This window comes from Parasphingomonas puruogangriensis (assembly GCF_036663635.1).
In the GTDB taxonomy this organism is placed as follows: Bacteria; Pseudomonadota; Alphaproteobacteria; order Sphingomonadales; family Sphingomonadaceae; genus Sphingomonas.
The window spans coordinates 827,422-840,917 of sequence record NZ_JAXOJI010000001.1 but is presented as its reverse complement, the minus strand read 5'-3'; the positions used below and the strand labels follow the sequence as shown (position 1 = coordinate 840,917).

Annotated in this window: 12 protein-coding genes; 3 read left to right on the top strand and 9 right to left on the bottom strand. The window is 66.6% G+C overall.

Going from position 1 to position 13,496, the window contains the following annotated elements; all coding sequences use genetic code 11:
- Positions 1 to 85: 85 nt before the first annotated feature.
- Together lexA and U1739_RS04185 are read right to left on the bottom strand one after the other, a co-directional pair.
- The gene (lexA, locus tag U1739_RS04190; protein WP_332704291.1) at positions 86 to 760 is read right to left on the bottom strand and encodes a transcriptional repressor LexA; all 675 of its coding nucleotides are present in this window, start codon (positions 758 to 760) and stop codon (positions 86 to 88) included.
- A 54-nt stretch (positions 761 to 814) separates the two neighbouring features.
- A complete protein-coding gene (locus U1739_RS04185; RefSeq protein ID WP_332704288.1) occupies positions 815 to 1,996 on the bottom strand; it encodes a molybdopterin molybdotransferase MoeA in 1,182 nt (393 codons plus the stop codon).
- A 284-nt stretch (positions 1,997 to 2,280) separates the two neighbouring features.
- Here U1739_RS04185 and U1739_RS04180 point away from each other — a divergent pair, with 284 nt between their 5' ends.
- Positions 2,281 to 4,602 carry a TonB-dependent receptor gene (locus U1739_RS04180; RefSeq protein WP_332704286.1) on the top strand — a complete coding sequence of 774 codons (2,322 nt, stop codon included), beginning with the start codon at positions 2,281 to 2,283 and terminating at the stop codon, positions 4,600 to 4,602.
- A gap of 186 nt (positions 4,603 to 4,788) precedes the next feature.
- Here the strand turns inward: U1739_RS04180 and moaC are convergent, their stop codons facing one another.
- The 4 genes from moaC to U1739_RS04160 form a co-directional block, all read right to left on the bottom strand.
- Positions 4,789 to 5,262 (bottom strand): cyclic pyranopterin monophosphate synthase MoaC, encoded by a 474-nt coding sequence (gene moaC / locus U1739_RS04175; protein WP_332704284.1) that lies wholly within the window; start codon positions 5,260 to 5,262, stop codon positions 4,789 to 4,791.
- A 149-nt stretch (positions 5,263 to 5,411) separates the two neighbouring features.
- Positions 5,412 to 6,197: an indole-3-glycerol phosphate synthase TrpC gene (gene trpC / locus U1739_RS04170; RefSeq protein ID WP_332704282.1), complete on the bottom strand. Its 786-nt coding sequence runs from the start codon at positions 6,195 to 6,197 to the stop codon at positions 5,412 to 5,414.
- Positions 6,194 to 7,189, bottom strand: a complete 996-nt coding sequence (gene trpD / locus U1739_RS04165) for an anthranilate phosphoribosyltransferase (protein ID WP_332704280.1) — start codon at positions 7,187 to 7,189, stop codon at positions 6,194 to 6,196. Before trpD ends, trpC begins: the two co-directional genes overlap by 4 nt.
- A gap of 124 nt (positions 7,190 to 7,313) precedes the next feature.
- Entirely contained in the window at positions 7,314 to 7,898 is a 585-nt protein-coding gene (locus tag U1739_RS04160) for an anthranilate synthase component II (RefSeq protein WP_332704278.1), read from the bottom strand.
- A gap of 123 nt (positions 7,899 to 8,021) precedes the next feature.
- Here U1739_RS04160 and U1739_RS04155 point away from each other — a divergent pair, with 123 nt between their 5' ends.
- Entirely contained in the window at positions 8,022 to 8,450 is a 429-nt protein-coding gene (locus tag U1739_RS04155; RefSeq protein ID WP_332704276.1) for a hypothetical protein, read from the top strand.
- A 106-nt stretch (positions 8,451 to 8,556) separates the two neighbouring features.
- Here U1739_RS04155 and trpE read toward each other — a convergent pair whose 3' ends face one another.
- Positions 8,557 to 10,059, bottom strand: coding sequence for an anthranilate synthase component I (trpE, locus tag U1739_RS04150; protein WP_332704274.1), 1,503 nt, complete (start codon positions 10,057 to 10,059; stop codon positions 8,557 to 8,559).
- A complete protein-coding gene (locus U1739_RS04145) occupies positions 10,059 to 12,011 on the bottom strand; it encodes a peptidylprolyl isomerase (RefSeq protein ID WP_332704272.1) in 1,953 nt (650 codons plus the stop codon). The genes trpE and U1739_RS04145 overlap by 1 nt, the downstream gene beginning before the upstream one ends.
- A gap of 128 nt (positions 12,012 to 12,139) precedes the next feature.
- On the opposite strand from U1739_RS04145, the gene tpiA reads away from it, so the two are divergent.
- Positions 12,140 to 12,889 carry a triose-phosphate isomerase gene (gene tpiA / locus U1739_RS04140; protein WP_332704270.1) on the top strand — a complete coding sequence of 250 codons (750 nt, stop codon included), beginning with the start codon at positions 12,140 to 12,142 and terminating at the stop codon, positions 12,887 to 12,889.
- A gap of 134 nt (positions 12,890 to 13,023) precedes the next feature.
- On the opposite strand, the gene U1739_RS04135 is transcribed toward tpiA, so the two are convergent.
- Positions 13,024 to 13,464, bottom strand: a complete 441-nt coding sequence (locus U1739_RS04135) for a DUF3606 domain-containing protein (RefSeq protein ID WP_332704268.1) — start codon at positions 13,462 to 13,464, stop codon at positions 13,024 to 13,026.
- Positions 13,465 to 13,496 lie beyond the last annotated feature (32 nt).

The window sequence follows — 13,496 nt, the reverse complement described above, 5'->3', positions numbered from 1 at the left end:
AGCGACTAAAATAGGGAGCGAAAAAAATAGGGAAGCGGTGAACGGGTAGCGCAAAATTGGAAGGTCAGGCTTAGGTGAGGGCCAATCAGTCGTAGCGGCGCAGCAATCCGGCAAGCTTGCCCTGCACGCGGACCTGCTGCGGCGCGTAACGCTGCGGGTCATAGGCGCGGTTGGCCGGATCGAGCCGGACCATGGCGCCTTCGCGGCGGAAATATTTCAGCGTCGCTTCGGTATCCTCGATCAGCGCGACGACGATCTCGCCGTCGCGCGCGACATCCTGACGGCGGATCAGCGCGTAATCGCCGTCGAGAATGCCGGCATCGACCATCGAATCGCCCGACACTTCGAGGGCATAATGATCGCCCTTGCCGAGCAAGGCGGCCGGCACCGACAGCATCGCGCTGCTTTCGAACGCCTCGATCGGCACGCCCGCGGCGATCCGCCCATGCAATGGGATCTCGATCACGTCATTGGCCGGCTGCGGCAGCGAATGTTGAGAAAGTTGAGGCGCTGGAGCTTTTTTGGTGAGCTTCACCACCTCGCCGCGCTCGGGCATCTTGAGGATCTCGAGCGCACGCGCACGATTGGGCAGGCGGCGGATGAAGCCGCGTTCCTCGAGCGCGCTGATCAGGCGGTGCACGCCCGACTTGGACTTGAGGTCGAGCGCGTCCTTCATTTCCTCGAACGAGGGTGACACGCCGGTTTCCTCCAGGCGATCACTGATGAAGCAGATAAGCTCGTGCTGCTTGCGCGTTAGCATTGCGTTCCTCCGTCAGAACAGACGCGGAACCAATATGGAACAACCACGCCCAAGTCAAGCGAGGATGAGGATTTCCGCCGAGTCGCCGATTTGGGCGGCCGGCGCATGTGGCGGGCGCACGATCAGGCAGGTGGCGCGGGCCAAGGTGCGCAGCATCGAACTGTCCTGGATGGTCGAGGCAAAGGCTTTGTCATCACGCAGTTCGCCACGCAGATAATCGGTGCGGTGATCGTTGGCCGGGAGCGGCTCGCCGAGCGGGGCGGCGATCGTGACGGGGAACGGATCGCGCGCGCCGGACATGGTGGCGATCAGCGGCAGCAGGAAGAGTTGCGCGGTAACGAAGGCGGAGACCGGGTTGCCGGGCAGGCCGAGCACCACTGCGTGGCCAAGCTGGCCGGCCATCATCGGCTTGCCTGGTCGCAGTGCGATCTTCCAGAAATCGAGTGTGCCGCCAGCGGCCTTGAGCGCGGGACGGACGAGATCGTGATCCCCGACCGAGGCGCCGCCGGTGGTGACGAGAATGTCGGCGTCAACCTCGGCAAAGGCGGCGGTCATCGTGGCAAGGTCGTCGGGGATGATGCCGAGATCGATCAGCTCGATCGGCAGGCCAGCAAGCATCGCCGCGAGCATCAGGCCGTTCGATTCGGGCAGCTGACCGGGCGTAAGATCCTGGCCTGCGGGGACCAGCTCGTCGCCGGTGGCGGCGATGGCGACGCGCAAGCGGCGCGCGACGGGGAGGGTGGCGTGGCCGCCGATCGCGGCCACGGCGAGCCGCGCGGGGGTAAGGCGCTCGCCCTTGGCCACGAGCACGTCGCCGGCGCTGAAATCGAGCCCGCGGAGGCGGACATTGCCGCCGTGGCGGCGCGGACCTTCGCCGCTGAGGTGGATCGAGGCGCCGTCTTGCGTCGCTTCTTCCTGGACGAGGACGCTGTCGGCGCCGTCCGGCATCGCCGCGCCGGTGAAGATACGCACCGTCTCACCCGCCGCCATCGTGCCGGGAAACGGGCGGCCCGCGGCGCTTTCGCCGATCAGCGTGAAGGGGCCGGGGCGGTCGGCGTAGCGGATCGCATAACCGTCCATTGCGGAGAGGTCGGTGGTGGGTTGGGTGCGGCGCGCGAGGATATCGGTGGCAGCCCAGCGGCCGGCGGCGGCGGCGAGCGGGACGTGCTCGGCCGGCGCAGGCAGGGCGAGCGCGAATAGACGGGCCTGGGCTTCGGCGACGGGGAGCAGGGTCATGGCGGCGGCGTATCGCGGGCGGGGGATAGGGTCGAGGGCTGATCGTGTCGGCCTCGACCGGGAAGCCTGGCCTCGCCACCAGTGTTGCCCGGATCACACACCTCTTGGCGTATTGCTGGAGTGTTTCCAGATCGTCACGATTCCGTCTTATTCGCCGCCTAGGGCGGCGCCAAGCGCAGGGCATACCTCATAAAACAAGCAAAACCGGCACCGGTTCACGGTGACTGGTCACTGTCGTGCGCGGCTATTTTCGAACCAAGCCTTTCATCTCCGGGGAACCCTTCATGCTGAATACGACCGTCATCAAATCCACCCTGCTCGTCGGCGCTGCCTTCGGCGCGCTGCTCGGCGCGACGGCCGCGTCGGCGCAGACCGCGACCGACGTGGCGGTGAGCGATACGGCATCGGATAGCGATCTCGGCGAGATCGTGGTGACGGCGGAACGCCGCTCGGAGAATCTGCAGAAGGTGCCGGTCTCGGTCGCGGTCGTCAGCGGCGATTCGCTGCGTGGCTTCCAGAGCGGTGGCGAGGATATCCTCAGCCTCGCCGGTCGCGTCCCCGGCCTCTATGCCGAGACCACCACGGGCCGCATCTTCCCGCGCTTCTACATTCGCGGCCTGGGCAATGTGGATTTCTATCTCGGTGCGTCGCAGCCGGTGTCGATCGTGCAGGACGATGTCGTGCTCGAGCATGTCGTGCTGAAGTCCAACCCGGTGTTCGACGTCAACCAGGTGGAAGTGCTGCGCGGCCCGCAGGGCTCGCTGTTCGGCCGCAACACCACGGCCGGCATCATCAAGTTCGACACGATCCGCCCGAGCCAGGAGTTCGAAGGCCGCGGCACCGCCTCCTATGGCAGCTACAACACGATCACCGCGGATGTCGGCATCGGTGGCCCGATCGTGCAGGACAAGATCGCGTTCCGCATTTCCGGCCTGTACCAGCACCGTGACGACTGGGTGGACAACAACTTCGCCGGCACCGGGGCGGACGGCACCAAGGGCGGCAAGAACGCGCTTGGCGGCTTCGACGAGAAGGACGTGCGGCTGCAATTGCTGTTCACGCCGACCGAGGCGCTGTCGATCAACGTCTCCGGCCATGCGCGCGACTATGACGGCACGGCGAGCATCTTCCATCGCGGCGCACTGGTAAAGGGCTCGAACAACGTTCAGGACGAACCGCGCACCAGCTTCGCGCAGGACGAGGGCGACAACAACCCGCAGGCCTACAAGACCTATGGCGCGTCGGTGAACGCGGCGTGGGATTTCGGGCCGGTTACGCTGACCTCGATCACCGCCTATGAGACCAGCCACGGCTATAGCCGCGGCGATACCGATGGTGGCGTGGCACAAAACTATGCCGGGCGGCCGTCCTACGGCCAGAGCCGCGGCAACCTGCGCGATCTCGATCAGTGGACGCAGGAAGTGCGGCTCGCCAGCAATGGCGAGGGGCCATTCAAGTGGCAGATCGGCGGGATGTATTTCGATAGCCGCGACGATACCGAATTCTACCAGCGCACCTATTTCCTGACCGGCCCCGATCTCAACAACACGCAGCCCAACCCGAATAATTTCGTGCAGTTGCACAATGTGAACACGTCGTGGGCCGGGTTCGGCCAGATCAGCTATGCGATCACCCCGGAGCTTACGATCACCGCGGGCGGCCGCATCACCGAGGACAAAAAGACCACGCAGCTAGTGCGCAGCGTGCGCAACGCTGCGGGCACGACCGACTCGTTCCCGGCAGGGGTCGCGCGTTATTTGGAGCTGAAGGATACGCAGCCAAGCTGGGATATCTCGGCGCTGTACCAGATCAACCCCGATGCCAGCATTTACGTGAAGGCGGCGCGCGGCTTCCGCGGGCCGACCATCCAGGGGCGCTCGGCCGTGTTCAACAGCGCGTTCACCACGGCGGATTCGGAGACGATCATGTCGTACGAAGCCGGCCTGAAGACCCGCCCATTCGGCAACATGCGCTTCAACGTGACCGGCTTTGCCTATACCGTCGAGGACATCCAACTGAACGGCAATGATGCCAACGGCAACGGCGTGCTGTTCAACGGCGATCACGCCAACGCCTACGGCGTGGAAGCCGAGTTCGAATGGCGGCCGATCCGCAACATCACTTTCTCGCTGGGCGGCAGCGCGTTGCATACCAAGATCCGCGATCGCACCACGGAAGTGCAGGTCTGCGCGCTCAACGGCGCGGTGGTTTGCACTGTGGAAAGCGCCGTACGCCAGGTGGGCTCGGTGTTTCTGACCAAGATCGACGGCAATCCGCTGCCGAATGCGCCGAAGTGGCAGCTCGACGCCGCGCTGCGTTACGACATTCCGCTCTGGACCGGCGGCAATCTGTTCGTGGCGACCGACTGGAACGTGCAGGGCTATACCAATCTCGTGCTGTACAAGACGGCGGAATTCTATGCCGACGGCAATTTCGAGGGCGGCCTGAAGGTCGGCTATACGACGCCGGACAACAAGTATGAGATCGCGGCGTTCGCGCGCAACATCACCAACGAGAAGAACCTCAAGGGGGTGATCGAGAATTACAACGCGGCAATCTTCAACGAGCCGCGGATCATCGGCGTGTCGCTGGGCGGCAAGTTCTGAGCTGAGACGATTGGGTAATTAAGGGCGGTGCGCTTTTAGCGCGCCGTCCTTTTTTTTGTGCTGCCACTACCGTCATCCTGAACCTGGTTCAGGATCTATGCGCGGTCATTTGCCAAACTGACATCATCCGTGGGGCGGCTGTACGCGCCTGGATCCTGAACCAAGTTCAGGATGACGGTAGTGGGGTTAGGCTTGCGCTATCCAATCGCCGGATTTTCCGCCGGTCTTGGTCAGCAATCGCACGCCATCGATCTGCATGCCTTTGTCGATCGCCTTGGCCATGTCGTAGATCGTCAGCAAGGTCACCGAGACAGCGGTGAGCGCTTCCATCTCCACGCCGGTCTTGCCGTCGGTGCGCGCGGTGGCGGTGGCGGTGACGCCGCTATCGTCGCTGACCAGTTCGATCGCGACACGGGTCAGCGGCAGCGGGTGACACAAAGGGATCAGATCGCTGGTGCGCTTGGCGGCCATGATGCCGGCGATGCGCGCGACGGCGAGCACGTCGCCCTTGGCGGCAGCGCCGGTACGGATGGCGTGGGCCGCTTCCGGCGACATGGTGATGCGGCCGGTGGCGGTGGCTTCGCGCGCGGTGATCTGCTTGGCGGAAACATCGACCATGTGCGCAGCGCCGGCGGAGTCGAGATGGGTGAGGCTGGTCATCTTCTTATTCTCTCTTCTGCCGCTTCCCCGGCGGAGGCCGGGGCCCAGTCGGAAAGGTTGATGTAACGACGCGCGACACCAGCCAACTTCTGTCTCGCTACTGGGCCCCGGCCTTCGCCGGGGAAGCGGCAGAAAGGGTGGCGCCGTCGTTATCCCACCAACGTCCGCGTCGCCGCTTCGACATCGTCTTGCCGCATCAGCGCTTCGCCGATCAGGAAACATTGCACGCCGTGTTCGGCCATCGCGTCGAGATCGGCGCGTGTCGTCAGCCCGCTTTCCGCGACGAAGGTGCAGCCGGCCGGCGCCTTGGACACCAATTCGTAAGTGCGCGCGAAGCTCACGGTGAAGTCGCGCAGATTGCGGTTGTTGACGCCGATCAACCGCGATTTGAGCTTCATCGCACGATCGAGCTCCTTCTGGTCGTGCACCTCGACCAGCACGTCCATCTCGCAGTCGATCGCGCTGGCTTCGATCTCGGCCAGCAAGGTGTCGTCGAGCGCGGCCATGATCAGCAGGATTGCGTCGGCCCCGATCGCGCGTGCTTCGGGCGCCTGCCACGGGTCGATCATGAAATCCTTGCGCAGCACCGGCAGCGTGCAGGCCGCGCGGGCATCGACGAGATACTGGTCGTCGCCCTGGAACCATGGCTCGTCGGTTAGCACCGACAGGCAGGCGGCGCCGCCCGCCTGATAGGCGCGGGCATGCGCGGGGGGATCGAAATCGGCGCGGATCAGCCCCTTGGACGGGCTGGCTTTCTTGATCTCGGCGATCAGCGCGTGGCCGGTCTGGGCCTTGGCGTCGAGCGCGGCGCGGAAGCCGCGTGGCTTGGACTGCGCCGCGCCCCGCGCGTCGAGCTCGGCGAGGCTGATCGTGGCCTTGCGCGCGGCGACTTCGGCGCGCTTGGTTTCCAGGATACGGTCGAGGATATCGGTCATGAATAAGCGATCCAGGCATCGAGCAGCGCGGTGGCACGGCCGGCATCGAGCGCTTCCGCGGCGGCGGCGGCGCCTTCAGGCAGCGTAGGACTGTGGCCCGCGACCATCAAGGCGGCGGCGGCGTTGAGCAACACGGCGTCGCGATAGCCGCCGGTCTCGCCGTGCAGCAGGCGGCGCAGCGCGAGCGCATTATAGGCCGCGTCGCCGCCGTGGATCGCGGCGATCGGGTGCCGCGGCAGGCCGGCATCTTCCGGCGCGATGCGCGACGGGAAGGCGGCGCTGCCGACATTGACGACGATGCTGGGCCCGGCGCAGGAGAGCTCGTCGAGTCCCTCTTCGCCCGCCACGACGATGGCGGCTTCGGTGCCGAGCTGCGCCAGAGCTTCGCCATAGAGGCCGGCGTAATCCGGGCGGGCGATACCGACCAATTGCCGCGTAACGTGCGCCGGATTGGCCAGCGGGCCCATCAGGTTGAAGATCGTGCGCCGGCCGATGCGGCGGCGGATCGGGGTGATGCGCTTCATCGCCGGATGGTGGTTGGCGGCGAACAGGAAGCAGATGCCGAGATCGTCGAGCGTCGCCTGGGCCATGGCGCCGGCGCGTTCCATGTCGAGCCCGAGCGCTTCCAGCGTGTCGGCGGCGCCGGCCTTGGACGAGGCGGCGCGGTTGCCGTTCTTGGCCACCGGTACGCCGCAGGCGGCGACGATCAGGCTGACCGCGGTGGAGACGTTGAGCGTGTGCTGGCCGTCGCCCCCGGTGCCGCACACGTCGATCGCCCCCGCCGGTGCGGTGATCGGGATCAGCCGGGCGCGCAACGCCTTGGCCCCTTCGGCGATCTCGATGCTGGTCTCGCCGCGGATGGCGAGCACGGTAAGGAAGTCGGCGACGGCGTCTTCGGAGGTGCGCGCGTCGAGGATGTCGGCAAAGGCCTGGGCGGCGGATTCGTGGGAGAGCGGGGTGCTGGGGTCGGGGAGCAGGGTGAGCGTGGTCATACTATTCCCCTCCCGCCTGCGGGAGGGGTTAGGGGAGGGCGTGTTCCGAAATGCGAAGGCTGGTTTAGGCCCGACAGGCCCTCCCCCAGCCCCTCCCGCAGGCGGGAGGGGGGAAGAAGAACGCTCATGCCAGTTCTCTCACGGGCAAGCCCGCCAGCCGCAGGAAATTCGCCAGCATCTTATGCCCATGTTCGGTCGCTATGCTCTCCGGATGAAACTGCACGCCGTGGATCGGCAGCGTCTCGTGGCGGAAGCCCATCACCGAGCCGTCGTCGCTGCGCGCGTTGATCACCAGGTGCGCCGGAATATCCTCGACGATCAGCGAGTGATAACGTGTTGCGGTGAACGGGCTGGGCAGGCCTTCGAACAGGCCAGTGCCGTCATGCGTGACGGGCGAGGTCTTGCCGTGCATCAGCCCGCCGCGCACCACATTGCCGCCGAAATGCTCGCCGATCGCTTGGTGGCCGAGGCACACGCCGAGCAACGGCTTGCCCGCCTCGGCGCAGGCGGCGACGAGATCGAGGCTGATGCCGGCTTCGGTCGGCGTGCGCGGGCCGGGGGAAATCAGGAAGGCCTGCGCGTTGCTTTCGATCGCCTCGCGCACGGTAAGGGAGTCGTTGCGCACGACTTTCGTCTCGGCCCCCAATTCCATCAGATAATGGACCAGGTTCCAGGTGAAGCTGTCGTAATTGTCGATGACCAGGATCATGCCTGCCGCCATAGCCTATGCATGATGCAGCGCAACAGCGCCGCGTTTCGGCCGTCATTGACGATCATTCAGGGTGGAGCAATCCGTCCATGGGCACGTTGAGCCCCGAAACAGGAGTTGATCATGATCCGCCTATCGCTTGCCATCGCGCTGCTTGCCGCGCCCGCCGCTGGCATCGCCCAGCAGCAGACCTCCAATGCCGCGCAGCAGGCCGAGAGCGGCAAGGGCGTGCAACGCATCCGCAACGTGCAGCTGCAAAAGGGCGAGAAGTGCCCCACCGCACAGTCGGACGATGAAATCGTGGTGTGCGGCACGCAGGAAGAACCGTATCGCATCCCCAAGACGCTGCGCGAGCGCAAGCCGGATGCGGTGCAGCAGAGCTGGGTCAATCGCGCCGCGACGATCGATGACGTGAGCCGCGAGGCCGCCGGATTGCCGGATACCTGTTCGCCGGTCGGCTCGGGCGGGCAGACCGGGTGCACGGCCAAGCTGCTGCGCGATTATGCCGCCGACAAGCGTGAGAAGAAGCGGCTGGCCGATTCGGTGCCTTGAGGCCCGCCACCGTCACCCCAGTGAAAGCTGGGGTCTCATGCAGCTCCTGTCCCGTGGCCGGATCGAGATCCTAGCGTCCGCTGGGATGACGCCGCTGGCAGGCAGGTTACTGCCCGAAGCCGCTTTCGCCAGCCCGAGCGATCGCCTCCCGTGCCGCCGCGAACAACGCGCCGGCCTTCGCCTCGCATTCGCGCTGTTCCGACGCCGGATCGCTGTCTGCCACGATCCCCGCGCCGGCCTGGACGTGCATCACGCCGTCCTTCACCAACGCGGTGCGCAGGACAATGCAGCTGTCCATCGATCCGTCAGGTGAGAAATAGCCGACGCCGCCGGCATAAGCGCCGCGTTTCTCCGGCTCGAGCTCGGTGATGATCTCGCACGCACGCACTTTCGGTGCGCCGCTGACCGTGCCGGCCGGGAAGCCAGCGAGCAAGGCGTCGATCGCATCGTGCTCGGGTGAGAGCTGGCCGACCACGTTCGAGACGATGTGCATGACATGGCTGTAAAGCTCGACGGTATAGCTGTCGGTGACCCTGACCGTGCCGGCGGCGGCGACGCGGCCGGTATCGTTGCGACCGAGATCGAGCAGCATGAGATGCTCCGCGCGCTCCTTGGGGTCGGCGAGCAATTCGGCACGGTTGGTATCGTCCTCGGCCGGGGTCTTGCCGCGCGGCCGGGTGCCGGCGATCGGGCGGATCGTCACCTCGCCATCGCGCACGCGGACGAGGATTTCAGGGCTTGATCCGGTGAGCGAGAAGCCGGGCAGGTCGAGATGATACAGGAATGGCGAGGGATTTATCCGGCGCAGCGCGCGGTACAGCTCGATCGGCGGCAGCGGGAAGGGCGTGGTGAAGCGTTGCGCGAGCACGACCTGGAAGATGTCGCCAGCGCGGATATACTCCTGGGCGGTGGCGACCATCTCGGCATAATGGCCGGGCGCCAGCACCGGGGTCAGCACCGGCGCTTCGGGCGCGGTGAGGCGCACCGGATCGGGCAGGCCGGCCGCGGCCAGCCGTGCGGCGACCGCGTCGATGCGCTCCTCCGCTGCCGCTACGATGGCGGCGGGATCGCGGGTGGCGTCGGGCCAGGCGGGAGCGACGAGGAACAATGCGTCGGCCAGGCGATCGAAGATCAGCACCACCGTCGGGCGCACGAACATCATGTCGGGCAGGCCCAGTGCGTCGGTGTCGGGCACCGCCAGTCGTTCGACCAGCCCGACCGTCTCATAGCCGAAATAGCCGACCAGGCAGGCCAGCGCGCGTGGCAGTTCGGCCGGAACGTCCATGCGGCAATCGGCGACCAGCCCGCGCAGCGCGTCGAGCGTCGGCGTGTCGCAGGGCGCAAAGGCGTCTCGCTCGGTCAGCCAGTGGCGATTGATTTCTGCGTGGTTACCCTGGGCGCGAAACACCAGATCGGGGGCCAGGCCGATCAGGCTGTGACGCCCACGGATCGCGCCGCCTTCAACCGATTCGAGCAGGAAGTCGCCGCGCCCGGGCTCGATCAGTTTCAGCGCGGCGGCGACCGGCGTTTCGGTGTCGGCGATCTGGCGGCGCCAGACCAACGCCGGTCGGCCCGCCGCCAGCGCGCGCGCCGCGTCCGCATCAGCCATCAGTTCTGGCGGGTCGTGGTGGCGCCGCTCAGCTCGGCTTTCAGCGCGGCGATGCCCTTGTCATTCTTCTTCACGCCCACCTTGGCCTGCACCGCCTGGGTAAACTGTTCGGCGTATTCACGTCCGATCGTACGACCCATCTCCGCCCGCATCTGATCGATTACCGGCTTTTGCGTGGCCGCGTTGCCGCGTTGGATCGCATTAAGATGGACGATGAACCAGCCTTCGTTGTTCGGCGCTTCGAGCAGCTTGGTGCTGCCTTCGGACATGCTGAACAGCAGGGTCAGCGGGGGCGGCGCGCCGCGCGGATCGGCTTTCAGCTGTGCGCGGGCGACGTTGATCGGCTGGATTGGCGGCGTCTTGATTCCCGTCGCGGCGAACAGCGCCGGCAGCGCGCCACCTTTGTTGGCCTTGGCGACGATGTCCGCGGCCATCGCGCGGGCGGCGCGGCGTGCCCGGTCGATCAGCACGTCGCGCGACACGACCGGGCGGATCTCGGCCAGCGGCGGCGCGGCAGGGGCAACGATGCGACCAACCGATACGACGGCGAAACCGCCATCGGTACCGAGCGGCACCATCTGCGGCGCATCGCCCGATTCCGCAGCAAAGGCGGCGGCGACGACGGGGACGAAATCGGGCGCCGCCTTGATCGTCGGGTTAGTGGGGTCGCGACCATCGCCGAGCAGGGGCGGGGTGGTCTGGGCGGCAAGCTTCTGATCGGCGATGATCTCGTCGAACGTCGCGCGATTGGCCGCGGCGTCGTCGATCGCGTCATGGATGCGGCCCAGTGCCTGCGCCGTCTTGTCCTTGGTCACGGCGGCGAGCAGTTCGGCGCGCGCTTCGGCAAACGACTTGCCGGGCACCTGCACGACATCATCGATGCGGGCGACGGTAAAGCCCAGAGCGCCCCGTACCGGCCCGACGATCCCGCCCTTGGCCGCGCCGAAGATCGCCTCCACGACGGCGGACGAGCTCTGCTTGGCATAGCTCGCTTTGTCGGTGGCGGTGAACGTGCTGGGTTCGAGGCCGGCGGCGCGCGCGGCATCCGCGATGGCGATGCCTGTCTTGAGCTTGGCGGCGATGGCATTTGCGGCCGCCTGATCGGCGACGATGACCTGCTGGAAGGTGCGCTTCTCGCTCGGCGCGAAGCTGGCGCGCTGCGACTGATAGGCTGCGGTCAGTTCCGCTTCGCTCGGCGTCGTCTGCGCCTTGATCTGATCACCGGTGACCACCGCATAGCGTACGATGCGGCGCTCGGGGATCGTGTAGCGCGTGATGTTGCGCTTGTACCAGGCCGCGAGTTCGGCGTCGTTCGGCGCTGCGCCGGTGGCGAGCGCACGTGTCGGGATGATGCCGATCTGGCCCTGGCGCTTTTCGAGCGACAGCGAAGCGTAGGGCAGGGCGAGCTGCGACGGCACCTGGCTCGCGCCGATCGTAGGTAGGATCAGTTGGCGGGCGATGGTCTCGCGGACAATATCAGTGCGAACCTGCTGGTCGGTGAGCTTGCGATCCTGCAACAGGCGATCGTAGAGCAACTGGCTGAATTCGCCGTTCGGACCCTGTAGCGCCGGGATGCTGGCGATCTGGCCATCAACAGCGCGCTTGCTAACGACCATGCCGGCGTCGCGGCCGAATTGTTCGAGCGCCAGGCCGGCGACCAGCTGGTTCATCGTCGACTCGATGCCGCCGCCGGCCACGAACTGCGCCATATCGAGATTGGGCTGTTGCTGGCGATAGGCTTCAAGCTGGTCCTGCGCGCGGGCGCGGAGCTCGGTGCCGGTGAGCTTGCCCTTGCCAACGGTGACGAGGGCGTCGCCCGCCAGCGGTGCGCCGGTCGAATTCATGCCGGTGATGTCGCTGGCCGCGAAGGCGAGCCCGATGATCGCCAGGAAAGCGAAGGTGATGACCAGGCCGACCTTGGAATGAATGAGGCGGCGAATGACGCTGAGCATGAAGGACCGATCTGTTACGGGTCGTGGAGTTTGAGTGTCGCTTTACGGGCAGCGTCCCCCGGCTTCAAGGTTGCGCAGACAAGCTTGCGCGCTCTATCGCCACGCCAACGGTATTTCAGGGGGATGGCATGACGCGACGCAAGCTGGTGGCGGGCAATTGGAAGATGAATGGCGGTCGTGCGACGCTGGGCGAACTGAGTGCGATCGCGCTCGCGGCGCAGGATGCCGATGGCGTGGATGTGGCGATGGCAGTGCCGGCGACGCTGATCATGCCGGCGGTGGTGGCGGCGCCGGGTTTGGCGATCGGCGCGCAAGACGTGCATGCGGCGGCCCAGGGCGCGCATACCGGATGCCTGTCGGTCGGCATGATCGCCGAGGCCGGCGCGCGTTTCTCGATCGTCGGGCATAGCGAGCGGCGCGCGGACAATGGGGAAAGCGACGCCGAAGTCAGGGCCAAGGCGGAAGCGCTGCGGGCGGGCGGGTTGCGCGCGATCCTGTGTGTCGGCGAGACGCTGGCGCAGCGCGATGCCGGCGATGCCGAGGCAGTGGTGACGGCGCAACTGGCGGGGTCGCTGCCCGCGGGAGCGGCGGCGGACTGGCTGTCGATCGCTTATGAGCCGGTCTGGGCGATCGGCACGGGGCGCACACCGACCGTGGCGGATGTCGCGGCGATGCATGGGGCGATCCGGGCCAAGCTGCGCACGCTGATCGGCGCCGATGCGGATGCGATGCGGTTGTTGTACGGCGGGTCGGTGACGGGGGAGAATGCGGCAGCACTGCTCGGCGCGGCGGATGTCGACGGGGCGCTGGTCGGCGGCGCCAGCTTGAGCGCGGCGAAGTTCGTGCCGATCATCGAGGCGGCGGTGGCGTTGGGGTGATGGGGCGGAGCTGCCCCCGCTGACGCTTCTGGCGTCGGCGGGGCCCAGTTCCGAGAAAGTTTCGCGCGTTGCGCTACGTCACATCTACCTTCGCGACTGGGCCCCGGCCTTCGCCGGGGAACGGTACGGGGTGATTAGCCCTTGCGCTGCTTGGCGAGCTCGTTGGCCTTGGCGCGGCTCGGGCCGGCTTCCTTGAAGATTTCTCGCACCTGGCTCGTGCTGAGGCCATGCTTGCGGGCGAAATAGCTGACTTCGTAGGGCTGGCTGGCCGAGACGAGTGCGGCGTCGGACGATTTGCGGGGTTTGCGGGCGCCATTGCTCGTGGCGGCTTTGCGCGGCGTCTTGCGCGCGGCGGGGGCCGGCTTCTTGTCGCGGCGGAAATACCAGGCGGCAAGCGCGGCCGAGCCCAAGAATGCGGCGCCGATGCTGGCGAGCTGCGCCAGCGCCGGGGTGATCAGCGGCTCAGGCTTGGCCGGCGCCGGCGTCGCGACGAGCTTGGCGCCGTCATTATGGGGCGCTGGCTGCAGCGGATAGGGCGATTGCGCCGCATCGGGCACGGGGGGCTGGTGTGTCATGGTGCGCTCAACGCGCTGAGGCGAGGAGAGTT